Genomic DNA, 23532 nt, shown 5'->3' with positions numbered 1-23532 from the left:
GCCGTCGGAGGGTCCGCATCCCGCGTCCAGGCGGCGTAAAACAGCGTAAGCCGGGCAACCACTGGGGAGCCGGTGTCATCGACACCGGGACGGGCGGTCTGCTGGGCGGTGGGGAGTGACACGTGATGGGCACGGCGGAACGACGCGAAGCGCTCGGGAACGGCGTTGCGATTACGGCACCCTTGGCGGTGCACGGGGGTGTCATGGACATCGGCAGGGGCCAGGAAACAGGCGGCACCGGGGACAGCGGCGGCACCGGCCCGTCCCTCGGCTCGGCCTCCGCCCCGGTCGGGCAACGCCCCGCGCCGGTCAGGGAGCAGACGCAGTCCTCGTACCGGCAACTGTGGGTCGAGGAGCCCGCGCGTCGGCGCCGGCTGCCGGATCCGGTGCGTACGGCGGCCGTGCGGGCGGTGCTGATCATCTCCGTCACGCTGATCCAGGCGATGGTGGCCTTCCTGTGCACGCTGGCCGGTTCTTCCTGGCTGGCCTTCCCGATGACGATCAGCAGCGTGGCCAGCACGGTGGTGGCGACCTGGGCCGCACTCGACGTGTGGGTGACGCGCCAGGTCTGGCGCCAGCGCAACGGCGTGGTGTCGACCCCCAGCAGCACGGCACGGGCGCTGCGCCGCGAGCGCCGCAAGGCCCGGCGGACCGCGCGGACCGAGGCACGCATACGCAGGCAGGGCGGGGGGTCCGGGCGGCTGTCGCACCCGTGAGGGCGGTACTGGACGGTTGGCCCGAGCTGGGCTAGGCCAGGCGTCAACCCGGTGCCAACTCTGCGGCCTTGGCGAACGCGCCTCCGGGCACACGCCACCTCCGGGCACGTGGGCTTCCCGCGTGCCCCGCTCCTGCCCGCCTCGGCCCGCGATCGAGCGCCCGCGTAGGCGTGTTGAAGATCACATCTGGTATGAACCAACCTCGGCCGGTAAGACACACACCGGAAGGGCGCCTCCAGCGCGGCGCCTACCAGGAGGGACGAGAACATGCCCGAGCTCTTCATCGGCGGTACCTGGAGATCCGCGCTCGACGGGCGCACCCGCGAGATCCGCTGTCCCGCCGACGGCTCCTTGGTCGGTGTCGTCGACGAAGGGGGCGGCAAGGACACGGTGGAGGCCGTCGGTGCCGCCCGCCGCGCCTTCGACGAGGGCCCCTGGCCGGGTACGCCGGCCGCCGAGCGCGGCGACCTGTTATTGCGGGTCGCCGACCTCATGGTCCGCGACAAGGCCGAGTTGGCCCGCGCGGAGTCCCTCGACACCGGGAAACGGCTGGTGGAGAGCGCCTACGACGTCGACGACGTCATCAACTCCTTCCGCCACTTCGGCCGGCTCGCGGCCAACGAGACCGGACGGGTCATCGACACCGGCTCGCCGAGCGTGGACAGCCGAGTCGTCCACGAGCCGGTCGGTGTCTGCGCGCTCATCACCCCGTGGAACTATCCGCTTCTCCAGACCGCGTGGAAGGTCGCCCCGGCGCTGGCCGCCGGGAACACCTTCGTCCTCAAGCCGAGCGAACTGACGCCGCACACCGCGATCCACCTGATGCGGCTTCTGGAGGAGGCCGGCCTGCCGGCGGGCGTGGCCAACCTCGTCCTCGGCGCCGGTCCGGAGGCGGGCGCCCCGCTCGCCGACCATCCGGACGTCGACCTTCTCTCCTTCACGGGCGGCCTCCGGACCGGCCGCCGCCTCATGGCCGCCGCGGCCGGAACGGTGAAGAAGGTCGCGCTCGAACTCGGCGGCAAGAACCCCAACATCGTGTTCGCCGACGCCGACTTCGACACGGCCGTCGACATGGCGCTCACCGCCGTCTTCCTGCACTCCGGACAGGTCTGCTCGGCCGGGGCGCGGCTGCTGGTGGAGGACCCGCTGCACGACCGGTTCGTCGACGAGATCGTCCGGCGGGCCAGGCGGATCCGGCTCGGCGGCCCGTTCGACGAGGGGGCCCAGACCGGCCCGCTGATCTCCGAGGCTCATCGTGCGAAGGTCGACGCGTATGTCGCCCGGGGCGTGGCCGAGGGTGCGGTGCTGCGCTGCGGCGGGGCGCGTCCCGAGGGGCTCGACGACGGCTTCTACTACTTGCCGACGGTGCTCGACGAATGCGACGCCCGGATGAGCGTCGTACAGGAGGAGTCGTTCGGCCCGGTGCTCACCGTGGAGCGGTTCACGGACGAGACGGAGGCGGTCCGGCTCGCCAACGACACCGTGTACGGGCTCGCCGGCGCCGTCTTCACCACCGACGAGGCCAAGGCACGGCGGGTCGCGGCCCGGCTGCGGATCGGCACGGTGTGGATCAACGACTACCACCCGTACGTCGCCCAGGCGGAGTGGGGCGGCTTCAAGCAGTCCGGCCTCGGTCGCGAGTTGGGGCCCTCGGGGCTCGCCGAGTACCGCGAGGCGAAGCACATCTACCGGAACACCGATCCCTCGCCGCAGGGCTGGTTCGCCTGACGCCCTCGTGCGCCTTCCACGCACCGTTGGTGCGTCGGTCCCCTTGTGTCCGTCGGTCTCCTTGTGTCCGTCGGTCCCCTTGTGTACGTCCCGAATGTGCGCCCCCCTTGTTCCCGGCACCCGCACCGAGCCGCTCCCTCCCACTCCCCGGTCCCCCAGGAGTCAGCTCATGGCAACCACCGATCGGCAAACAGGCCCAGGGCACACGGACGACGCCGAACTCGCCGAGTTCGGGTACCGGCCCGAGCTCAAGCGCACCCTCGGCAGCTTCCACACCTTCGCGGCCGGGATCAGCTACATCTCGATCCTGACCGGCACCTTCCAGTTGTTCTACTTCGGCTACGGCAGCGGCGGTCCCGCCTACTGGTGGTCGTGGCCGATGGTGTTCGCCGGCCAGTTCATGGTCGCGCTCTGCTTCGCGGAACTGGCCGCCCGCTACCCGGTGGCCGGCTCGGTCTACAACTGGTCGAAGAAGACAGGCAATCCGCACCTGGGGTGGCTGGCCGGCTGGATGATGCTGATCGCCTCGATCGTGTCGATCGCGGCGGTCGCCCTCGCCTACCAGCTCACGCTGCCGCAGATCTCCCATGTGTTCCAGATCGTCGGGGACGGCACCGGCAAGTACGACGTGGCGACCAACGCGGTGCTCCTGGCCGGAGTGCTGATCCTGTTCACGACCGTGGTGAACGCCTTCGGCGTCAAGCTGATGGCCACCATCAACACGGCGGGCGTCTTCATCGAGCTCGTCGCCACGGTTGTACTGATCGTGCTGTTCGCCGTGCACATCACGCGCGGTCCACAGGTCGTCGTGGAGACGAACGGCACGGGCGCGGGCCACGGCGCCGGCTATCTCGGCGCGTTCCTGGTGGCGTCGCTGGCATCGGCGTACGTCATGTACGGCTTCGACACCGCGGCCTCGCTCGGTGAGGAGTCCCTCGATCCGTCCCGGAACGCGCCGCGCGCCATCATCCGGGCGATCGTCGCCTCCTTCGTCCTGGGCGGGCTGATCCTGCTCCTCGCGCTGATGAGCGTCTCCAGCCTCAAGGGCGGGCAACTGTCCACGGACGGCCTGCAGTACGTCGTACTCGACGTGCTCGGGCCGACGGCCGGCAAGGCGATGCTGTGGTGCGTGCTGATCGCGGTCACCGTCTGCGCGCTGGCCGTGCACACGGCGGCGATCCGGCTGGCGTTCGCGATGGCCCGTGACAACAACCTGCCCGCGTCCGCACTCCTCGCGAAGGTCAGCCCGCGCTTCCGGACTCCGGTACTGCCCGCCGTGATCGTCGGCGTGCTGGCGCTGGCGATCCTGGTGGTCAACATCCGTCAGCCGCAGATCTTCACCGTCGTCACCAGCATCGGCATCATCATGATCTACCTCGCCTATCTGGGGGTCACCGGGCCGATGCTGGTGGCACGGCTGCGCGGCAGGTGGCAGCCGGCGGGCGACGGCAAGTTCTCGCTGGGCCGCTGGGGCCTGCTCGTCAACGTCGGGGCCGTGGTCTGGGGCGCCGCCATGACGGTCAACCTGATCTGGCCGCGGGCCTCGGTCTACAACGCCACCGCACCCTTCCACTGGTACCTCCGGTGGGGCGCCGTGCTGTTCGTCGCGGTCATCGCGGGTGGCGGCTTCGCCTACTACTGGTTCGTCCAGCGGCACCGGACAGGTGTGCTCGCCGGACACCGCCTCGAGGGGAACCCGGCGTCCTCGCCGGGCGCTCCCCTCGCCGCACCGGCGACCGACTGACGCAGATCGGCCGCCCATGGACAGCGGCTCCCTAAGCGGTTTCCTCCGACGGAGTTGACGGCGTTGTCTGTGCCGGTCGTTTGAACATTCTGGTCGCCGTGATCTCGCTGTGCACCGCGTCCCCCTCCCCGGCGGGGGCCTGCTGGGGCAGCCCGGGCCGGAGGTGTTCCTCCACGCGGATGTACTTCAGCCCCGCGCGGAGGTCCGCGTCGTTGCGGAGGCGGATGACGAGGGGGAACTCGGCGAGCGCGGTCGTGTCGAACAGGCCGGTGGTGTAGAGGAGTTGCACGCCGAGCGCGTCGGACACGGCTCGCTGGAGCTCCAGCAGGTACGTGGCGTTGGCGCGCCCGATGGGGTTGTCGAGGAAGAGGGTGCCGGCGTGCCGGTGCTTGTCGCGGCCCCGGTCGTTGCTGCGCAGGGCGGCCATCGTGCAGTACAGGGCGATGGCCGCGGTGAGCAGTTGGCCGCCGGAGAAGACGTCACCCATCTGTCCGACGGGCACGCGTTCGGCGCGCAGTACGGCGTCGGGCTTGAGGATCTCGACGGCGATGCCCTTGGGCTGGAGGGCGGCGGCGACTCCCCTCAGGAGCAGGGACATACCGTCCCGGCGCAGGTCGGAGTTCTTCTTCACGGCCGACCGGGTCGCCTCGTCGATGACCTCGCCGAGCCGCTCGGTGAGCGTCGCCTGGTCGGGCTCCTCGAACCGGATGCGCAGGAACTCCTGCCCGGACCACTCGCCGAGCCCCTCGGGCAGCCGGGACAGCCGCTGCGCGGACCGCAGGGTGGCCAGCGAGGACTCCACCAGCCCGCGCAGCCGGTCCACGATGGAGTCCCGGTTCCGCTCCAGTTGCGCCAACTCGTCGGTCAGGACCCGGAGTCGGGGAGCGAAGGCGTCCGCCCACTTCTGCGCGTGCTCCGGCAGCGACGACGCCGGCAGTTCCCGGATCTGCTGGCGGGCGGGGGTGCGCACCGCTTCGTACCGCGTGGAGTTGGCGTGCCGTACGAGGATGTCGCTCGCCTCGCGCACGGCGCTCTCGGCGGCCGACAGGTCGGTGGCGCAGCCGCGCAGGGAGCGGCGGGCCTCGGCGGCCGACTGCCGTGCCTCCTCCGGGCTGCCCGGGTAGGGCTCCTGGGCCGCCTGGTCCTCGTCGGAGGCGTGCTCGCGCAGCAGGTCGCGGAGCATGGCGGCGATCTCGTCGAAGCCGGAGGCCGCGTCCTCGGCCGCCCGGTGGGAGCCGAGGAGTTCGGCGTGCGCGTCCCTCGCCTGGGTCAACACCTCGCTGCGGGAGGCGAGTTCGGCGGTGGCGGTGCGCAGCAGGGCCTGGGCGTGCTCGGCGTCGCGCGGGACGAGTTCCTCGGCCAGCTCGGTGTGTGCCTCGCCGTCCTCGGGCGCGTGCCGCTCGGCCTCGCCGCGCAGTCGCCCCAGTTGCTCACTGGCCGTGGACACCCGGGTCTCCAGGAGCTGCACGAGTTCCTCGGCCCGCGCGGAGGCGGCCTGCCGGGACGGTCCGTCGGATCCGTCCGGCGACTGGAGCATCTGTTCGGCGCGCGTACGCACCTTGTTGCTCAGCCGGTCCAGCTCCGCACGGCCGGCGCTCTCCTCGCTCTCGGCCCGTGCCTGCTCGGCGCGCAGGTCGGCGCCGACTCCGACCTTCTCGTAGAGCTGGGAGGCGGCCCGGTAGGCCTCGCGGAGGGCGGGCAGCGACGACTTCGCGGCTTCCTCGTCGGCGTCCGGTACGTCGTCGGGGGCGCCCGCGATCTCCGCGCGCTCGGCGCGCAGGGCGCGGGCCGTGCGGCGCGCGTCGTCGGCGGCGCGCTGGGTGGCGCGCCGGTCCTCGTCTGCGGACCTGGCACGCTCCAGCAGGGCCTGGGCGCGGGCCTCCGACTCGACGGCCTCGTCGGCCAGTTCCCGCACCTTGACCTGCCAGGCGGCGCGTTCGCGCAGCCGGTACGCCAGTCCGGCGAGCGCGTCGGCGGCGCGCCGGGCCCGCTGGGCGGCCTCCTGGCGCTCGTCCCGGACCCGGGAGGCCTCGCCCGCCACTTCGTCGGCCTCGGCCCGCAAGGTCCGCGCCTCGGTCAGCTCGGCCTCGGCCTCCTCGGCGAAGGCACGCGCGTCGTGCGCGCCCTGGGCCAGCTCGACGAGCCGCCCGGCCGGACAGCCCGTACGCCAGGAGGTGAGCCGTGCGGCCAGTTCCCGGTCCTTCCCGAGCCGCGCCGCGAGCGTGCGGATCTCTTCCTCCCGCTCGCTTGCCCTGGCTCGCAGCGCCTGCCGTTCCTCGTCGGCGGCGTGCTCGTCGTGCATGGCCGGGTTCGGCGGTACGAGGAACACCTCGCCGTCGTCCGGTCCGGGGGCCGGGGTGGGGGCGAGGAGGGCGGCGGCCGTTCCGACCGCGACGGCCGACCGGGGCAGCAGGGCCGCCTCGGCGAGGGCCTCACGGGCACGCGCGTGTGTGCCGGGGTCGGTGATGATGACGCCGTCGACGAGTTCGGGGCGGGCGGCCAGCACGCGCGCGTGGTCGGCGGGGTCGACGGCCTGGGCGAGATAGCGCCAGCCGGGCAGCGCGGGGATGCCGTGCTCGCCGAGGAACTCGACGGTGGCCAGCACGTCGGGGCCGGGCGGCAGCAGTCCGCCGTCGCCGAGCGCGCCGAGGATCCGGGCGTCGTCGGCGGCGCCGGTCCGCAGCTCGAAGAGCTGCCGTTCGGCGGAGGCGACACCGTCGTCGAGCAGCTCGCGGAGTTCGTCGGCGAAGCGGTCCAGTTCCTCCGGGGTCAGCGGACCCTCGTCGAGGGCACGGGAGGCACCCTTTCCGGCCGCCTCGGCGCCGGTGCGCTCGCCCGCACCCGCGCCCTGCTGGTGCGGCAACGCGGCCCGGCCTCGCTGCCGCGCGCTGCCCGCGGACGGCAGGCTCAGCAGGTCGGCGAGCCGTTCCTCGCCCGCCAGGGCCTCGGCGGTGCGCCGCTCCCCGTCGTACACACGCTCGGCCGCCGTGGCGGCGTCCGCCGCGCGGGCCGCCGTCAGCTCCGCGCGGGACTCGGCGGACGCGGCCTCACGCGCGTGCTCGGAAGCCCGCCGGGAGGCCTCGCGGGCGGTGTCCCAGGCTTCGACGGCCGTCTTCGCGGCGTCGCTGGCGGCGAGCGCGGCCCGGGCCGGATCCGCGTCGGGGGCGCTGTCGTCGAGCCAGCCCGCGCGCACCGCCTCGGCGGTCTCCTGCTCGACCTCGCTGAGCCGCTGCCGGAGGTGCCCGACCTCGCTGCGGGCGCGCTGTGCCTCGGTGGCCGCGCCGGTCGAGTCCCGGTGGGCGGTCTCGCTGATCTCCTGGAGGGCGGCGGACCGCTCCTCCTCCTCGTTGGCGAGCGCCTCCGCGCCGTCCGCCGCCGAGTGCAGGGCCCGTACGAGGTCGACGGCGGCCTTGGCCCGGGCGGCGAGCGCGGGTGCCGCGTCCCGTTCGGCCTCGCGGATCGCGACGGCCACGCGCGCGGAGCGGTCGGCGGCGGCGCGGTGCCGCAGGACGACCTCGGCGGCCTGCCAGGCGGAGTGCATGGTGCGCGCGTCGGCGAGTTCGCGCTTCTGCGCGGCTGCCGTCTTCTCCGCCGCCGTGAGTGCCAGCGAGGCGTGCCGGAAGGCGAGTTCGGCGGCGATCAGCGCGCTGCGCTCCCGGCCGCCCTCGCAATGGGTGACGGCGTACGCCGCGGCGGTGACCCGCTGGGCGAGTTCACCGGCCCGGACCCGTTCCCGGACGCCCCGCGCGGACAGCCGCCGGGCCAGGGTGCGCGTACGGCGTTCGGCGCCCGCGTGGACCTCCCGCGCGCGCGAACGGGTTTCCGCGGCCTCCACGATCCGGCCGAGGAGGTCCACGGACCCGGCGGTGAAGTCCCGTTCGGCGATCAGTTCGGACCGTCGGCCCAGCTTGTTGCCGAAGCCGCCGACCAGGTCGGCGAGCCCGTCCGTGTCCCGGGTGTCGGTGACCGCGCGCAGCAGCAGGTCGGTGAAGTCGGAGTCCTTCTTGACGGCGAAGAGGCCCGCGGCCTCACCCTCGTCGGCGTTCATCTCCCGCTGGTAGCGGAAGAGTTCGGGGTCGAGGCCCAGCTCCCCCAGATGCTCGATCCAGCGGTCGTGGATCTCTTCCCAGTGCACTTCGAGATGCGGATACGCCTTGCCCGCCTCGGTGATCGCGTCCCGGAAGCCCTTCATCGTCCTCCGGCGCCCCCGGGCACCGGAGGCACCTTCCACCGGGGGCCGTACGGCGGTGGACTCCGCGACGGGAAGGTTGTCGAGGCTGAGCCCAGGGCCGGGCCGGAAGGAGTACCAGGCCTCGGCGAACTTCCGCGGATCGTTGGAGACCTGCCGCCCCCGCCACTCGCTCGCCTTGCCGACCACCACCAGCTCGCCGGTGAGCGTGTGCTGCCACTCCAGGGCGACATGCCCGCAGTCGTCGGCGAGCAGGAACTTCCGCAGCACACCGGAACTGGCGCCACCGAGCGTGTTGCGGTGCCCCGGCAGCATCACCGAGAAGATCAGCTTGAGGAGTACGGACTTGCCGCCGCCGTTCTCCAGGAAGAGCACGCCGGCGGGCGCGGGCCGACGCGGCGGTCCGACGGGCTCGTCCTCGAAGAACTCCGCCTGGATGGGCGCGGGGTCGGGCACCGGCTGGCCGACACCCCGCAGGTCAAGCACGGTGTCGGCGTAGCGCGCACCGGCGGGACCGATGGAGTAGAGGCGGACCCGGGACAGCTCGTACATGGCGGGACTCTCGTAGTCGTAAGGGAGTTGTCGGGTTGGGTGTGCGGGGAGCCGGAGCCGCCGTCAGGAGTGGTGGAAGGGCAGTCCGGCGTCGGCCACCAGGTCCAGGTCGTCGGTGTCCTCGGCGGGCAGCAGCGTCGGTGTCCCGTCGGTGACCGGCACGATGCCCAGTTCCAGCAGTTCGGCCATGGCGGCGTTGCCCGCCATGTCCCGGACCTGGAGCTGGTAGCGGGCCGTCGTCCGGTACGTGCCGCCGTTGTCGTCGCCCGTGCGCTGGAGGAAACCGGAGTCGGTGAGGAACACGACGGCCTTGCCGACGATGCCGGTCGTCGAACCGGCCGGTCTCCGCGCGTCCTTGGTGGCCCCCGTCGCGCTGCGCCGCATCCAGATCCGCCAGGCGGACTCGAGTCCCGGGGCGTCGCTGACCGGGTCGGTGTTCTCGCCCTGTGCCTCGGCCCGCTCCTCCAGCCGCCGGCAGGCCTGCCGTACGAAGGCCTCGACCCCGTTGACGGTGACGCGCCCGATGTAGCCGTCGTCGGCGAGATCCTCGGGGCGCGGGAACGCCATGGCGGCGACGGCGAGATGGGCGAGCCCGTGCAGGAAACGGTCCGAGCCGTCGGCGGACGTACGACGGGCGTAGTCCCCCATCCGCACGGCGAAGACGGAGTCCTCGGCGGCGGTCACCGCCATCCCCGCGCGCGGGGACACCTCCAGCACGACCAGCCCCAGTCCGGCGGCGACGGCGTCGGCGAGCCGGGCGAACGCCGGGTCCTCGCGGTACCGCCGCAGCAACTCGGCGTACTCCTGGTCCCGCGCGGCCTGCAACTTGGCCTGAAGCCCGAAGGCGACAAGCCGCGCGGCGTCGGCGGCATCGGCGGGAGTGATGACAGCGGCGGCGGCCGGCGCGCCAACAGTCTCCGGCTCGCTCCGGTCGACCGACTCGTTCACGGCTGGGGCTCCTTGGGGTTCTGATAATCGGACGGGCGGACAAGCGCCCCTATGGGGGCGCGGGGCTGTGACATGTGCGGCTCCGCCGCGCGGGCGCGACAACCCACGACGGACCCGCGCCCGAGCGACATCCTCAGCCACATCACGCCGCCTCCAACCGCCCCGCGGCCATCCCCACCGCGTCCAGCAACGCCATCCCCACGATCAGATCCGCACCACCGAACTCCGGATCGTCCAGCTCCGTCCCGTCGTCGACGGCGAACAACAGCTTCTCCTCGCCCTGCCGATAGGCCGTCCCGACCGGCGGACTCGCCGCGTGCACGGCCAACAGGGCGACCAGATAAGGAAGTTCCGGATCCAGCAGGCGCGCCTGCGCCAGCAGTCCCGACAGCCGCCGGGGGGCGTCCGCCGGCAGATCCAGCAGCTCCATCGCCGCCGCCAGCTGCTCCTCGCTGAAGCGGCTGTCGTCCGGCGTGGCGATCAGGTCCGGTTCCGGCATCTCCGCCCCGAGATGCTCCCGCTCCACCGGAGGTGTCAGCAATATGTCGACCAGGTCGCCGACCCGGACCGACACCGGCGTACGGAATCCCGTCCCGCGCGCGAAGAACGCGTCCGTGACCCGTACCGCCTCCGCGAGGGGCAACGGCAGCACCGGGGCCATCAGATGGCCGTACAGGTCCGTACCCGAGGACGTCATCGGGGTCGCGAAGGCCTGCCGGTCCTGCTCCGCGCGGAACAGCGGCCCCGCCTCCAGGAGCCGGGACTGGAGCAGCGTGTGCCGCCGGATGCAGTCCTTCACGATGTCGACGAGTTCGGCGGCGCGCCGCTTCTGCTCCGGGTCCTCGGACTCGTCACGGGCCTTGCGGATGTTGGTCAGGATCGCGTTCTCGTGGCGGTACCGGTCGGCGACGTGGTCGAGTGCCTCGGCGATCATGTCGGGGACGGTCTGGAGCCAGTCCACCGCGCGTACGTTCCGCCGGGTCGCGTCCAGCGCTCTGCGCAGGGTCTCCGAGTACTGCACGGTCCGGTAGCGGGCCTGCTCCGCGGCGAGCTGGGCGTCCGCCAGCCGGCCCCGGCTGATCAGCACCTCCAGCTTGACCTCGGCGGCGATCTGGGCGCTGGTGACATCGGTGTCGAGGGCACCGACGAGTACGTTGACCGCCTCGTCCGTCGTACGGAGGTAGACGCCTCCGCCGTACCCCGGGACCTCTTCGATCAGCTTGAAGTCGTAGTCACGGCGTACATATGTGCCGTCCGGCGCGAACGTGCCGTACACGGCGCGGAAGCCGCGGTCGACGCTGCCGACGTTGATCAGGTTCTCCAGGACCCAGCGGGCGACGCGCTCGTGCTCGGTGCCGGGCCGCCGCGGGGCCTGGGCGGCGATGCGCGGGACGAGGCGGGCGACGATCTGCTCGTGGTCGGCGCCGGTGTCGAAGTCCATGTTCAGGGTGACCAGGTCGATGGCCGAGAGGGCCACCTCCGCCATGCCGTACACCGAGTACTCGCCCGCGAGATTCGCCTTGCGCGCGTCCAGGTCGTGGAGCGGGGCGGTGCAGGCGAGCGCGCGCAGCCGCCGCGCCAGTCCCTCGTCGGCGGCCGGGCCCGGAGCGGGGCGCGGCCCCGCGCTGAGCTGGGGCGGAACGCTGTCCGTCGATGCAGGCGAAGTCACGGTGCACAGACTAGGTCCTCGGTCTGACAACGGCCCAAACGACTCAGAAGCGACCCGCTGTCCGCCCGCCACCGTGCCGTTCGCGACCTGCGCGGCAGCGCGGGTCCCCCGAACCCCGTACCGCCTACCCGTCCGCGCCGACCCGCCGCCGGTACACCTCGACCACCCGTTCGAGCGAGTCGTCGAGATAGACCGAAAGCAGCCCCTCGGCCCGCTCCCGGTCGCCCGCCTGGAGGGCCCGGAGTATCTCCTCGTTGCGGGCGAGGTAGGGCTCGTGCAGCCGTCGCGGGTCGTCCGCGAGGTGGAAGGCGAGGCGCAGCTCGGCGAAGACGCTGCGCATCAGTTCGTCGGTGCGCGCGCTGCCGGCCAGCGCGACGAGTCGGCCGTGGAAGTGGATGTTCGCCGTCCCCAGCTCTTTCCAGTCACCGTCGCGCGCCGCGCGCCGCCCTTCCTCGACGGCGGCGGCGAGGTTCTCGAGGGCGTACGGCGGCTCACCGAGGCCGCGGACCACGGCGCACTCGACGAGGGCGCGGGTGCGGTAGATGTCCTCGACGTCCTCGACCGTGAGAACCCGTACGAAGACGCCTCTGTTGAGCTCGTGGATCAGCAGGCGTTCGTGCGTGAGCAGCCGGAACGCCTCGCGCAGCGTGTTGCGGGAGACGCCGAGGGCCCCGCCGATGCTGTCCTCGGAGAGCCGGGTCCCGGGCGGGAAGTACCCGTCGGCGATACGGCTCCGGAGGATGTCCGACACCCGCTCGGCGGTGCTGGTGCGCCCGAGGAGCGCGCGGTCGTCGGCCAGTCCCGTCAACTGCTCTGCCATGCCCGGAATTCAATCGCAGAGAAGGGAACGAAACAACACGAGCATTGAAGGATCGTTCAACGATCCCCTACGGTAGTAACGCGACGAGCAGTACCGCGTCGCCCGACCCGAGCGTGACAGGAGTCCGGAAGATGATCGACCTCAACGCCGACCTCGGCGAGGGCTTCGGTCGCTGGCGGCTGACCGACGACGAACAGTTGCTGTCCGTCGTCACCAGCGCCAACGTGGCCTGCGGCTTCCACGCCGGGGACGCGGTCACCATGCGGCGGGTGTGTGAACTGGCGGCCGAGCGCGGCGTACGGATCGGCGCCCAGGTCTCCTACCACGACCTCGCGGGCTTCGGGCGGCGCGCGATGGACGTGCCGCCCGACGAACTGGCGGCGGAGGTGGCCTACCAGATCGGCGCCCTTGAGGTCTTCGCGCGCGCGGCGGGCACGCGCGTGTCCTACGTCAAGCCGCACGGCGCGCTCTACAACCGCGTCGTGCGCGACGCGGAGCAGGCGGCGGCGGTGATCGCCGGCGTGCTTCTGGCAGGCAAGGGGCTGTCGGTGCTCGGGCCGCCCGGTTCGCGTCTGCTGGAGCTGGCCGGGGCGGCGGGCCTCCCGGCCGTCCCGGAGGCGTTCGCCGACCGCGGGTACACCGAGGAGGCCACGCTTGTGCCGCGCGGCCAGGACGGGGCGCTGGTCACCGACCCGGAGTCCGTCGTGGTCCGTTCCGTGACCCTCGCCCGGACGGGCGTCGTCGCCTCGCATCTGGGGACGCCCCTGGCGATCCGCGCCCGCTCGCTGTGCGTCCACGGCGACACGCCCGGCGCGGTGGACCTGGCCCGCCGGGTCCGCGAGCGCCTTGAGGCATCGGGCGTCCGTGTGGAGGCCTTCGTATGAGCGGTACGAGCGGTATGGGCGATACGAGCGGTACGAGCGGGGCTGGTGGTACGAGCGGCGCTGTGCGCGGGATGAGGGCGCTGCCCGTCGGCGACGACGCTCTGCTGGTCGAGGTCGCCTCCGGCGAACAGGCCCAGGCCCTGCACACCGAACTGCTGCGCCGCCGCGCGGAAGGCACGCTGGCGGTGAGGGAGATCGTCCCCGCGGCCCGGACAGTCCTCCTGGACGGCCTCGCCGATCCCGCCCGGCTGGCTTCCGAACTGGCCGCCTCCGAACTGCCCCCGGCGCCCCCTCCCAGCCAGGAGGTCATCGAACTCACGGTCCGCTACGACGGCCCGGACGTCGCCGACATCGCCGCCCTCTGGGGCGTCTCCGAGGAGGCGGTGGGGCGCATTCACGCGGCCACCGAGTTCCGGGTCGCCTTCTGCGGTTTCGCGCCCGGCTTCGGCTACCTCACCGGGCTCCCGGCGCGCTACGAGGTGCCGCGCAGGGCCACTCCGCGTACGTCCGTGCCGGCCGGTGCCGTGGCACTGGCCGGCCCGTACACGGGCGTGTACCCGCGTTCGTCGCCGGGCGGCTGGCAGTTGATCGGTACGACGGGCGCGGTCCTGTGGGACCACACGCGCGTGCCCGCCGCGCTGCTGTCGCCGGGCACCCGGGTCCGTTTCGTCCCGGTGGGTGGCCCGTGACCAATCGTGCGCTCACCGTCGTACGGGCGGGGGCGCTGACCACGGTGCAGGACCAGGGGCGTCCTGGGCACGCCCATCTCGGGGTGCCCCGGTCCGGCGCCCTGGACGCGTCCACCGCGGCGCTCGTCAACCGGCTGGTCGGCAACCCGTCCGGGGCCGCTGTCCTGGAGACGACCCTCAACGGCTGCGCGCTGCGCCCGTGCTGCCCGGTCACCGTCGCGGTCGGCGGCGCGCACTGCCCGGTCACCGTGGACGGCCGCCCGGTGGCCTGGGGTGCCGCGGTGCGGGTGCCCGCCGGCGCGCTGCTGAACGTCGGAACGGCCCTGTCCGGCGTACGCGGTTACGTGGCCGTCTCCGGCGGAGTCGCCGTCGAGCCCGTGCTGGGCAGCCGCTCCACCGACCTGCTGTCCGGCCTGGGCCCGCCGCCGCTCACGGACGGCGCGACGCTGCCCCTGGGGGACGTGATCGGCGGGCACGCACGCGTGGACGTCGTTCCGCAGCCCGCGCCCCCGGCGGAACTCGTGCTCCGGGTGACCATGGGACCGCGCGACGACTGGTTCACACCGGCGGCGCTGCGGGCCTTCACCGCGTCCACGTACCGGGTGTCGTCGGCGAGCAACCGCATCGGGCTGCGCACCGAGGGCCCCGCCCTGGAGCGGGCCCACTCCGGTGAACTCCCCAGCGAGGGCATGGTCCTGGGCGCGGTCCAGGTCCCGCCGGACGGCAGACCGGTGGTCTTCCTCGCCGACCATCCCACCACCGGCGGCTATCCGGTGATCGCCGTCGCACGCACCACCGACCTGCACGCCGCGGCCCAGGCGACACCGGGCACACCGGTCAGATTCGTACCCGCGCGCCGGCGCTGAGCCGCCCAGGGCCGGTCGGGCTCCCGACGCCGGTCGGGGCCGTCCTGGCCGGTCGAGGCCGTCCTGGCCGGTCGAGGCCGTCCTGGCCGGTCGAGGCCGTCCTGGCCGGTCAGGGCCGGTCGAGGCCGGTCAGGGCCGGTCGAGGCCGGTCAGGGCTGCGGAGGCCGGTCAGGGCTGCGGAGGCCGGTCAGGGCCGTCGGAACCGGCTAGGGCCGTCGAGGCCAGTCCGAGCCGGTCGAGGCCAGTCCGAGCCGCCCAGGGCCAGTCGGGACCGGTCAGGGCCGTCGAAGCCCGTCAGGGCCGGCCCAGGCCTGTCGAGACCGGTCAGGGCTGTCGAGACCGGTCGAGTCCGTCGGAACCGGTCAGGGCTGCAGAGGCAGGTCGAGGCCAGTCCCAGCCGCCCACGGCCAGTCTGCGCCCCCGGGCCGCCGAGAGGCCGAGAGGCCGAGAGGCCGAGAGGCCGAGAGGGATCATGCCCGGGGCGCGGGCTCCGGTGCCACCGGCCGCTCCACGGCAGGGTCCGCGACGGAACCTTCTACGAACCCCAGCCCGCCACGGCAGACGGCGTCCAGGAGGAAGTGCCGTCCCCAGCCGGAAGGTGAACAGCCACGTCATGGTTGGCGATCCGCCCCGCCGGCGCCCTCTGGCTCACGCCATGAACGTTGTCCCGGTCAGGGTCGGCACCGGCACCCAGAAGGAGCCGAACCGTCCTGCCTTCGTCCCGCGAACAGAACACCGCCCTCCACAACGGCGTATTGCCATGACGGTCCACGGCATCGACCGCCGCACCCGCGGCCAGCAGCACTTCGACAGCAGCGGGCACCTGCGCCTGAGCGCCAAATGCAGCGGAGTCCAACCCTCGGCATCGGCAGCCCCCGAGTCGTCGCCCTCAGCCAAGAGCGCCCTCAGGCCATCCACGTCTCCGCCGCCGGCCGCAGAGTGCACCGCGGTCCGCCCCGACCGATCCCGATCCGCCATACCGGCCATCCTCACCCGGCTTGACGAAAGAGACAGGGGCACCCCTGGCGGGCGCCGGTGTCACGTCCCCTCCGCCTCGCCGCCAGGCGCAGCGGAGCCGCGTGCGCCCGTGCCCGTTCGGCGCCGTGGCCGTCCGCCCGCCTGCCCGGTCGGTCGGTCGGTCGGTCGGTCGGTCGGTCGGCCAGTCGGCCAGTCGGCCAGTCGGCCAGTCGGCCAAGGCAGATCTACGCCACGTCCGGCTCCGCCCGGTGCTCCGTCACCGTCAGGGCGGCCAGGGCCGCGGTGACGGCGTGGGACGCGCCCAGGTCGAGGCGGGCGCTGGTGCCCCGCGCGCGGTGGCGGATCTCCTGGGCGGCGAGTCTGAGGAGCTGCGGCAGCAGGTCGGTGCACCGCCGGGCCACCCAGCCCGTGCCCGCGGTGGCCAGCCAGCGCAGGCTGGCCGAGCGGGTGGGCGCGGGCTGCTCCGGCTCGGGCGACGGACCCGCCCCACCCGCGACGCCCGCCTCCGCGAGCAGCGCGTGGAAGCGGACCGCGAGCTGCCGGTGGCCCCGCTCGCCGGGGTGCAGCCGGTCCGCGCTCCACATCTCGCGCCGGCTGAGCCACTCGCCCTCGGCGGCGTGCAGATGCACCGCCCCGTAGCGCTCGGAGAGCGCGTGGACGACGGTGTTGACCGCCCGCTGCCGCCGGGCCAGCGGGTTCGCCAGGACACCGGGCAGCCCCAGCATCGCCCCGGGGTCGGGCAGACACGCCGTGAGCAGTAGCGCGCCCCGGCCGGTGAAGGCCGCGTACACCTCGTCCAGCCGGGCGGCCACCGCGTGGATGTCGAACGTACGGCGCAGGGTGTCGTTCACCCCTATGACGACGGACACGACGTCCGGCTCCAGGTCGAGGCCGGCCGGTGTCTGCTTCTCCAGCACGTCGCGCGTCTGTGCCCCACTGACCGCGAGGTTGATGAACTCCACCGGGGCGTCACCGAACCCATCGGCGAGCAGGGCCGCCCAGCCGCGCCACGCGCCGTCCGAGGGATCGCCCACCCCCTCGGTCAGCGAGTCGCCGAGCGCCACGAACCGCAGCGGTCTCATCCCACGCCCTCCGGTACGACAGGACGTACGGGCGCCTCACCGGCGGGGATCTCACCGGCGGGCTTCTCACCGGCGGACGCCGGCACCGCCGCGTCGTGCGCCGCGAGGAACGCCTCGACCGCGGTCGACCAGCCGAAGCACTCCGCACGCGCGCGTGCGTTCTCCCGGCGCTCCCGTTCGGGCCGTCCCAGCAGCAGCCGCACGGCGTCCGCGAAGGACTCTCCGTCGTCGGCGGCGACGGCCCCGGCGGACCCGATCACCTCGGGCAGCGCGGAGGACGCGCTGACGACCACGGGCGTACCGCAGGCCATCGCCTCCAGCGCGGCGAGCCCGAACGTCTCCGCGGGGCCGGGCGCCAGGCACACGTCGGCGGACGCCTGGAGCCCGCCCAGCAGCGCTCGGTCGGCAACGTGTCCGAGGAAGGCGACCGGCAGCCCGCGTTCGCGCGCCCGCTGCTCCAGTCGGCCCCGCAGCGGCCCGTCCCCGGCCACCACCAGCCGCGCCCGCTGTCCGCGCCGCAGGAGCGCCTCCAGTGCGTCCAGCGCCGTACCGGGCCGCTTCTCGACGGACAGCCGGGAGCACATCACCAGGAGGATCTCGTTCTCGCGCGCGTGATCGGCCCGCAGCCCGGGGTCCCGCAGCGACGGGTGCCGGTGTACCAGGTCGACGCCCAGGGGAGCCCGTACGACATTGCGCGCCCCGATCCGCACGAACTCCCGCTCGGCATACTCCGTGGTGCACACCACGCGCGCGTAGGTGTGTGCCGTACGGACGTTGAGTGCGTCGGCGGCGCGCCGGGAGAGGTTCTCCGGCAGGCCCCAGGTGCGCAGGACGCCGTCGGCGGTCTCGTGGGAGACCATCACCGCGGGTACCCGGGCCCGGCGCGCCCACCGGCCCGTCCACCTGAGGGTCGTCCGGTCGGACACCTCCAGCCGGTCCGGCGCCAGTTCCTCCAGGAGCGCGGCGACGCGCCGCTTGTCCGTGAGGACGCGGTAGCCGCCGGTGCCGGGCAGCAACGGGCCGGGCAGGGTGATCACGCGCCCCTGCTCGGTGTCGCGGTCGCTCGTCCGCTCACCGGGCACGATCAGGACGGGGTCGTGCCCGGCGGCGAGATATCCGGCGCCCAGTTCGCGCAGCGCGGTGCGCAGGCCGCCCGAGGCGGGGGCGACGAAGTTCGCCAGCCGGACGATGCGCAGCGGTCCGGTCGTGGCTCGTGGTGTTCCGGTGTTCACGCTGCCACCACCGTCCGCGCGGTGAGGATGTCGGCGTAGTGCCCGACGAGCTGGTCGCCGACGGCGGCCCAGGTGCGGCCCTCGACCGTCGCCCTGGCGGCGGCGCCGTAGGCGGCGCGCAGTCCCGGGTCACCGGCCAGTGACCACACCGCGTCGCGGACGGCGACGGCGTCGCGCGGCGGGACCAGGAGACCGGTGCGTCCGTGGGCGACCAGGTCCAGCGGTCCGCCGGCGGCGGGCGCGACGACGGGCACACCGCTCGCCATGGCCTCCTGCACGGTCTGGCAGAAGGTCTCGAAGGGGCCGGTGTGCGCGAAGACGTCCAGCGAGGCGAAGATCCGGGCGAGTTCGTCGCCGGTGCGGCGGCCCAGGAAGACCGCTCCCGGCAGTTGCTCGCGCAGTCCCGGTTCGCTGGGTCCGTCGCCCACGACGACGACCCGCACGCCGTCCAGCCCACAGACCCCGGCCAGGAGTTCGACCTGCTTCTCGGGGGCGAGCCGGCCGACGTAGCCGACGATCACCTCGCCGTTGGGGGCGAGTTCGCGGCGGATGGCCTCGTCCCGCAGTCCGGGGCGGAACCGCGCGGTGTCCACTCCGCGCTGCCACAGCTTCACCCGGGGCACGCCGTGCGACTCCAGGTCGTGCAGGGCCGCGCTGGAGGGCGCGAGGGTGAGGTCGGCGGCGGCGTGCACGGAGCGGATGCGGCGCCAGGCTGCCGCCTCGCCCGCGTGAACGTATGTGCGGGCGTATCCGGCCAGGTCGGTCTGGTAGACGGCCACGGCGGGGATGCCGAGCCGGGCGGCGGCGGCCATGCCGCGCACGCCGAGGATGAAGGGGCTGGCCAGGTGGACGATGTCCGCGCGGTGCTCGGTGATCGCGGCGGCGACGCGTCGGCTGGGGAGGGCGACGCGGACCTGGGGGTAGCCGGGGAGCGGCAGGGAGGGGACACGGACGACGGGGCACGGCGCCGAGGCGTCGGGCCCGTTGCCGACGGCGGTGGCCGGGGCGACGACGAGGGGAACGTGACCGCGGTCGACCAGGTGCCGGGCGGTCTGGAGCGCGCAGTGGGCCACGCCGTTCACATCGGGGGGAAAGGATTCAGTCACGATGACTACACGCATAGGGGTGTTGTCGCCGTACGGGACGTGCTCGCGTCAACGTCGATCTTTCCGGCCGGGAAACGTCCCGTGAGCGTTGCGCACCGCCCCCTCCCGGGTCGGCGCGCGTCCACACGCTCATGATCCCCGGGTCATCCCCCGTTCATACGACGGGTGCTGTCGGGCCCGATCCGGCTTCGTACGGCTGTCTGGACCTCGGCCTCCTCGGCCGGGTCGGCGGCGAGTCTGCGCAGTTGGTCGACGACCCTGGCGTCACCGGTCTCGGCGTGCCGGGCGGCGACCTCGCGGGTGGTCTCCTCGCAGTCCCACAGGCATTCGACGGCGAAGCCGGCGGCGAAGGAGGGGTCGGTGGCGGCGAGGGCACGGGCCGCCCGGCCGCGCAGATGGGAGGAGGCGGTCTCCCGGTAGATGTGGCGCAGGACGGGGGCCGCGCAGACGATCCCGAGCCGTCCCGTGCCGTCCACGAGGGTCCACAGGGTCGGCGCGTCGGGCCCTTCGCCCCGTACGGCCTCCCGCAGTGCGCCGAGGACGAGGTCGCTGTCCCGGGTGCCGCCCAGACAGGCGAGCATCCGGCCGGCGGCGGAGCCCAGCGGGTCGGGCCGGTGGACCCACCCGCGCGCGCGGTCGACGGCCGCAATACTGCGCATACGTTCGAATGCGGCGATGGCGGCCTCCACCACGGCGGTCGTGCCGTCGGCGACCGCGCCCTCGATCAGATCGAGGGCCTCGGGATCATTGCCGTCCGCGAGATAGCGCAGGGCCGTACAGCGGGCGCCGTCGCCACCGCCACGGGCCGCCTCCACGATCTGCGGCCGGTCCTCCGGGCCCGCCACGGCCGTCAGGCACCGCGCGGCGGGCACATGCAGCACGGCACCGCGGTCGATGCCCTGCTGAGCCCACTCGAAGACGGCCCGCACGCTCCAGCCCGGGCGGGGCCCGGACGGCCGCATCTGGCGTTGCCAGCGGTCGAAACAGCCGGTCTCCTGGGCGGCACGCACGCGCGTGGAGATCGATTCGCGCGGATCCTCGGCCCACAGCCGCCAGGGCCGGGGCTCGAAGGCGTCCCGCACGGCGGCGGCGAGTTCCGCCTCGCCCTCCGGGTCGGTGCCGAAGCGGGCGAGCACGGGGGCGGCGAGGGCGCGCAGCCCCGCGTCGTCGTCCCGGAGCGCCAGCTCGTCCAGCGCCCAGGCCCAGCTGGTGCCGGTGGCGGCGTACCTGCGCAGGACCTTCAGGGCGTCCCGTCTGCCGTACGAGGCGAGGTGCCCGAGGACCGCGAGGGCGAGCCCGGTGCGTGACTCGTCGGTGTCGAGGACGTCCTCGGGGTCGAAGAGATGGGCCTCGATCTCGTCGAGCTCGCCATGGAGGTCGAGATAGAGACGGGCGTAGTAGAGGGAGCGGTTCTCCACCTGCCAGTCGTGGCGCGGGTCGTGGAGCACGCAGTGGTTCAGTGCCGCGAGCGCGTCGGCCCGCGGTGCGGTGAGCGCGTGCAGCGTGCCGTCGCCGCGGCCCCTCTGGAGCAGGCCGAGCAGTGTTCCGCTGGGCGCTATGACCGGATCGAACATGGGAAACAGCCTCACATCAAGCGTCGACGCAACCGGGATCCTGCTTTACCTGGCCGCGTGACAACACGTCGGGGCGCCCGCCGTTTCCTGCTTGCTGTAGACCATCTTCCTCTGCCTCTCGTAGGTGGGCCCATGCGGACCGCTTCACGGCCCGCGCGGTGCGGCAACATCTGCCCAGCCATCACGTCCATGAATCACGACGTCATGATGACCCGGCTGTTCAAGCTGCCGCGACCGTATTTCCGGCGGCCCCGTTCCGCCTCCCCCGTTTTTCGTGTCCTGGCTGGTCGGTGTGTACGTCGGCTAGTGCACGCCGAACAGCTCCAGCAGTTCCGTCTTACCGAACATCCGGGCGGTGTCGACGGCCGAGGGCATGCCCGCGGCCGGATCGGCGCCACCCTCCAGGAGTGCCTGGATGACGTCCCGCGCACCCTTGAAGACGGCCCCGGCGAGCGGCGTCTGCCCCCGGTCGTTGACCCGGTCCCCGTCGGCTCCGCGCGCCAGGAGCGCCCGGAGCGCGTCGGCGTGGCCGTGATAGGCGGCGAGCATCACCAGGGAGTCACCGCGGTCATTGGTGAGGTCGGCCGGTACGCCCGCGTCGACGTACGCCACGAGCGCCTCGGTCTGTCCCTGCCGGGCCAGATCGAAGATCTTCGTCGCCAGCTCCACGACCTCGGGGCCGGGGGCTTCACTCATCGGCCTGACCGCCTCTCGCTACAACCGTTCGGGTGAATCGTCAGAGTACTGGCTTAACAGCCGCATGACCCGACACCTCAGCAGCAAAGATCAGCAAGCCTCGTTGACACCACACAGGTAAGCCATGCGAGTGAAATACGCGGAAATTCACCCAACTGCACCTTTTATCGTATGGATACATGCTGTGATCCTGGAAGAACTCATGGTGACTGTCCCCCACCACACCAGGAGATCCTCATGATCCTCTCCATGTCAGGCGTCGTTCTGCTCGGCATCATCGTCTTCCTCTTCTTCAAGAAGGACGGACTCAAGGCGTCGCACGCCTTCGTCGCCGCGCTGTTCGGCTTCTACCTCGCGAGCACCGCCATCGCGCCGAGCATCAAGGCCGGCGGCGAGAGCCTGGCCAGCCTGCTCGGCGGAATCAAGTTCTGACACCCGTCCCGTCCACACCCACCCAGGAGACAGCAGTGGCCCGGCGCCCCCTCCCCCGCATCCTGAGCAACGGCAGCGCACAGATCGCCCGGAGCCGGGAGCTGGCCCGGACCGCCGCGGACAGCGCCACCGACGTCCTGCACCCGCTGATCACGATCAGCCGGGGTCTTCGCCGACTGGCCGCGGCCGGGCGGCGCAAGTGGGCGGACACGCCCAAGGACAGGCGCGGGCCACTGCTGTTCCTGGTGGCCTCGGTGGTCCTGGTCGTCGCCCTTGTGCCGTACGGCCCGCTGCTCGCCGTCATCTCGGTGATGGCGGCAGCGGCCTGGCACGGCCGGGACCGCTCCGGCGCGGAGCCCGAGGGGCCCGACGAGTCCCAGACCCAGCGCCTCCAGTCCCTGTACGACGCACTGGTCCCCTACTTCTCGATCCCCGACGACCCCGCCCCGCTCTACGCCCACGGCGGCGACTGGGACAAGGTCTTCCCCGCGTACGAGTTCGACGGCACCGGCCGCATCTCGCACCTGGTGGTGCGCTACCCCGCGTACTTCACCGACGGCGAGGCCGACTCCCGCGCACGGATCGAACAGTTGCTGCACGCCAAGTCGGGCCGGGGCCGCGAGTACCACTTCGCGTGGGACGAGGAGGGCAACCAGCTCTCCGTGACCGTCCTGCCGCCCCTGCCCACCGACATCGCCGCGCAGCGCTTCGTCACGTCCCCCGGCGAGACGGTGCTCGGCTTCACGGACCCCACCCAGGTGCAGCGCACGCTCCCCCTCAGCCACGGCGAGGACCGGCGGGACGTCCCGCCGGTCGTCTGGCGCACGGGGCCCCGCTCCACCGAGCCGCACCTCCTGGTGATCGGCGAGCCGGGCAGCGGCACCACGACACTCCTGCGCTCGATCACCCTCCAGGCCCTGCAGTACGGCGATGTCCTGATCGTCGACGGCAGCGGCACCGGCGAGTACGCGTGCCTGACCGGCCGGGACGGCGTACTGGCCGTCGAGTGCGCCGCGTCCGGCGCCGTGGCGAGCCTCGAATGGGCCGGGCGTGAAACGGAACGCCGGCTGATCGCCGCCAACCAGGCCCGCCAGGCCGGCCGGCCACTCCCCGACGACATCCGCCGTCCGCTCTGGATCCTCCTCGACCGGCCCGGAGCCCTCGCCCACCTGGCCGCCGCCGACGGCGGCCCCGACCCCCAGTCCCTGCTCCAGGTCCCCCTGCGGCACGGCCGGGCGGCGAACGTCACGGTCGTGGTGGCGGAACAGTTCGACAGCGCGGACACCCTGAGCGACGCCGTACGACAGCACACACGCGCGCGTGTCGTCCTCGGCCCCGCGTCCGCCACCCAACTGGAGGCGGTCCTTGGCGCGCCCCCGCACACCACCCGGGTCCCGGTCATGCCGCCGGGCCGCGGCTACGCCCGTCTGGGCACCGGCCCGGTCCACCGCCTCCAGGTCCCGGCCACCCCGGACCCGCACGACGACGCGACGAGCGAGGCCCAGCGCCAGGCGGTGCTGGAACTCCTGCCACCGCGCTCGGCCCAGACCCTGGTGAAACAGGAACAGGAAACAGTGGCCTAGCCACGCCCCCGCCGCGCGCACGGCTCAAGCCACTCAAGCCACTC

At 73.1% G+C, this 23532-nt stretch carries 18 protein-coding genes and 1 pseudogene; 8 read left to right on the top strand and 11 right to left on the bottom strand.

From position 1 onward, the window contains the following. Window positions 1–125: 125 nt before the first annotated feature. The 3 genes from AOK08_RS05655 to AOK08_RS05645 all read left to right on the top strand — a co-directional run bounded on the left by AOK08_RS05655 (window position 126) and on the right by AOK08_RS05645 (window position 4188). Window positions 126–716: a hypothetical protein gene (locus AOK08_RS05655; RefSeq protein ID WP_055524235.1), complete on the top strand. Its 591-nt coding sequence runs from the start codon at window positions 126–128 to the stop codon at window positions 714–716. A 267-nt stretch (window positions 717–983) separates the two neighbouring features. Continuing rightward, the gene (locus AOK08_RS05650; RefSeq protein WP_055524233.1) at window positions 984–2444 is read left to right on the top strand and encodes an aldehyde dehydrogenase family protein; all 1461 of its coding nucleotides are present in this window, start codon (window positions 984–986) and stop codon (window positions 2442–2444) included. A 169-nt stretch (window positions 2445–2613) separates the two neighbouring features. After that, complete coding sequence (locus tag AOK08_RS05645; RefSeq protein WP_055524232.1) at window positions 2614–4188, top strand: APC family permease; 1575 nt, start codon at window positions 2614–2616, stop codon at window positions 4186–4188. 31 nt (window positions 4189–4219) lie between these two features. On the opposite strand, the gene AOK08_RS05640 is transcribed toward AOK08_RS05645, so the two are convergent. From AOK08_RS05640 to AOK08_RS05625, 4 genes are all read right to left on the bottom strand, one after another. Then, on the bottom strand, window positions 4220–8929 hold the full coding sequence (locus AOK08_RS05640; RefSeq protein WP_055524230.1) for a hypothetical protein: 4710 nt from the start codon (window positions 8927–8929) through the stop codon (window positions 4220–4222). A 63-nt stretch (window positions 8930–8992) separates the two neighbouring features. After that, complete coding sequence (locus AOK08_RS05635) at window positions 8993–9877, bottom strand: hypothetical protein (RefSeq protein WP_055524227.1); 885 nt, start codon at window positions 9875–9877, stop codon at window positions 8993–8995. Window positions 9878–10019: 142 nt separating this feature from the next. Then, on the bottom strand, window positions 10020–11546 hold the full coding sequence (locus AOK08_RS05630; protein WP_055524226.1) for a hypothetical protein: 1527 nt from the start codon (window positions 11544–11546) through the stop codon (window positions 10020–10022). Between the two features lie 124 nt (window positions 11547–11670). Next, the gene (locus tag AOK08_RS05625) at window positions 11671–12366 is read right to left on the bottom strand and encodes a GntR family transcriptional regulator (protein ID WP_055524224.1); all 696 of its coding nucleotides are present in this window, start codon (window positions 12364–12366) and stop codon (window positions 11671–11673) included. Between the two features lie 131 nt (window positions 12367–12497). Here AOK08_RS05625 and AOK08_RS05620 point away from each other — a divergent pair, with 131 nt between their 5' ends. The 3 genes from AOK08_RS05620 to AOK08_RS05610 all read left to right on the top strand — a co-directional run bounded on the left by AOK08_RS05620 (window position 12498) and on the right by AOK08_RS05610 (window position 14805). After that, a complete protein-coding gene (locus AOK08_RS05620) occupies window positions 12498–13250 on the top strand; it encodes a LamB/YcsF family protein (protein ID WP_055524222.1) in 753 nt (250 codons plus the stop codon). Between the two features lie 71 nt (window positions 13251–13321). Next, complete coding sequence (locus AOK08_RS05615) at window positions 13322–13939, top strand: 5-oxoprolinase subunit B family protein (RefSeq protein WP_055524220.1); 618 nt, start codon at window positions 13322–13324, stop codon at window positions 13937–13939. Continuing rightward, window positions 13936–14805: a 5-oxoprolinase subunit C family protein gene (locus AOK08_RS05610; protein ID WP_055524218.1), complete on the top strand. Its 870-nt coding sequence runs from the start codon at window positions 13936–13938 to the stop codon at window positions 14803–14805. The genes AOK08_RS05615 and AOK08_RS05610 overlap by 4 nt, the downstream gene beginning before the upstream one ends. 535 nt (window positions 14806–15340) lie before the next feature. Here the strand turns inward: AOK08_RS05610 and AOK08_RS48835 are convergent. The 7 genes and pseudogenes from AOK08_RS48835 to AOK08_RS05585 all read right to left on the bottom strand — a co-directional run bounded on the left by AOK08_RS48835 (window position 15341) and on the right by AOK08_RS05585 (window position 21473). After that, window positions 15341–15577 (bottom strand): hypothetical protein, encoded by a 237-nt coding sequence (locus tag AOK08_RS48835; RefSeq protein WP_422125724.1) that lies wholly within the window; start codon window positions 15575–15577, stop codon window positions 15341–15343. Window positions 15578–15639: 62 nt separating this feature from the next. Next, window positions 15640–15783, bottom strand: a pseudogene (locus tag AOK08_RS48830) (ankyrin repeat domain-containing protein); the annotation flags it as partial. A 224-nt stretch (window positions 15784–16007) separates the two neighbouring features. Further along, the gene (locus tag AOK08_RS05605; RefSeq protein ID WP_055524216.1) at window positions 16008–16865 is read right to left on the bottom strand and encodes an SGNH/GDSL hydrolase family protein; all 858 of its coding nucleotides are present in this window, start codon (window positions 16863–16865) and stop codon (window positions 16008–16010) included. Continuing rightward, the gene (locus tag AOK08_RS05600) at window positions 16862–18097 is read right to left on the bottom strand and encodes a glycosyltransferase (protein WP_079053854.1); all 1236 of its coding nucleotides are present in this window, start codon (window positions 18095–18097) and stop codon (window positions 16862–16864) included. Before AOK08_RS05600 ends, AOK08_RS05605 begins: the two co-directional genes overlap by 4 nt. Further along, the gene (locus tag AOK08_RS05595) at window positions 18094–19218 is read right to left on the bottom strand and encodes a glycosyltransferase family 4 protein (protein WP_055524214.1); all 1125 of its coding nucleotides are present in this window, start codon (window positions 19216–19218) and stop codon (window positions 18094–18096) included. Before AOK08_RS05595 ends, AOK08_RS05600 begins: the two co-directional genes overlap by 4 nt. A 128-nt stretch (window positions 19219–19346) precedes the next feature. Then, complete coding sequence (locus AOK08_RS05590; RefSeq protein ID WP_055524212.1) at window positions 19347–20777, bottom strand: HEAT repeat domain-containing protein; 1431 nt, start codon at window positions 20775–20777, stop codon at window positions 19347–19349. Between the two features lie 303 nt (window positions 20778–21080). Next, the gene (locus AOK08_RS05585) at window positions 21081–21473 is read right to left on the bottom strand and encodes an ankyrin repeat domain-containing protein (protein WP_055524211.1); all 393 of its coding nucleotides are present in this window, start codon (window positions 21471–21473) and stop codon (window positions 21081–21083) included. Window positions 21474–21710: 237 nt separating this feature from the next. Here AOK08_RS05585 and AOK08_RS05580 point away from each other — a divergent pair, with 237 nt between their 5' ends. Further along, window positions 21711–21905, top strand: coding sequence for a hypothetical protein (locus AOK08_RS05580; RefSeq protein WP_055524209.1), 195 nt, complete (start codon window positions 21711–21713; stop codon window positions 21903–21905). Between the two features lie 35 nt (window positions 21906–21940). Beyond that, a complete protein-coding gene (locus AOK08_RS05575; RefSeq protein ID WP_055524208.1) occupies window positions 21941–23488 on the top strand; it encodes a P-loop NTPase family protein in 1548 nt (515 codons plus the stop codon). The last annotated feature ends 44 nt before the right edge of the window (window positions 23489–23532 follow it).

This window comes from Streptomyces graminilatus, assembly GCF_001418565.1.
GTDB classification, from domain to species: Bacteria; Actinomycetota; Actinomycetes; order Streptomycetales; family Streptomycetaceae; genus Streptomyces; species Streptomyces graminilatus.
Note: the sequence above shows the minus strand (reverse complement) of the source record. Positions and strands in the feature narration are given on the sequence as shown.

Coding starts and splice junctions, on each gene's coding strand:
- AOK08_RS05650 (WP_055524233.1), top strand. CDS start 984: ATGCCCGAGCTCTTCATCGGCGGTACCTGGAGATCCGCGCTCGACGGG.
- AOK08_RS05585 (WP_055524211.1), bottom strand. CDS start 21,473: ATGAGTGAAGCCCCCGGCCCCGAGGTCGTGGAGCTGGCGACGAAGATC.
- AOK08_RS05605 (WP_055524216.1), bottom strand. CDS start 16,865: ATGAGACCGCTGCGGTTCGTGGCGCTCGGCGACTCGCTGACCGAGGGG.
- AOK08_RS05580 (WP_055524209.1), top strand. CDS start 21,711: ATGATCCTCTCCATGTCAGGCGTCGTTCTGCTCGGCATCATCGTCTTC.
- AOK08_RS05640 (WP_055524230.1), bottom strand. CDS start 8,929: ATGTACGAGCTGTCCCGGGTCCGCCTCTACTCCATCGGTCCCGCCGGT.
- AOK08_RS05655 (WP_055524235.1), top strand. CDS start 126: ATGGGCACGGCGGAACGACGCGAAGCGCTCGGGAACGGCGTTGCGATT.
- AOK08_RS05625 (WP_055524224.1), bottom strand. CDS start 12,366: ATGGCAGAGCAGTTGACGGGACTGGCCGACGACCGCGCGCTCCTCGGG.
- AOK08_RS05595 (WP_055524214.1), bottom strand. CDS start 19,218: ATGCGTGTAGTCATCGTGACTGAATCCTTTCCCCCCGATGTGAACGGC.
- AOK08_RS05615 (WP_055524220.1), top strand. CDS start 13,322: ATGAGGGCGCTGCCCGTCGGCGACGACGCTCTGCTGGTCGAGGTCGCC.
- AOK08_RS05620 (WP_055524222.1), top strand. CDS start 12,498: ATGATCGACCTCAACGCCGACCTCGGCGAGGGCTTCGGTCGCTGGCGG.
- AOK08_RS05590 (WP_055524212.1), bottom strand. CDS start 20,777: ATGTTCGATCCGGTCATAGCGCCCAGCGGAACACTGCTCGGCCTGCTC.
- AOK08_RS05645 (WP_055524232.1), top strand. CDS start 2,614: ATGGCAACCACCGATCGGCAAACAGGCCCAGGGCACACGGACGACGCC.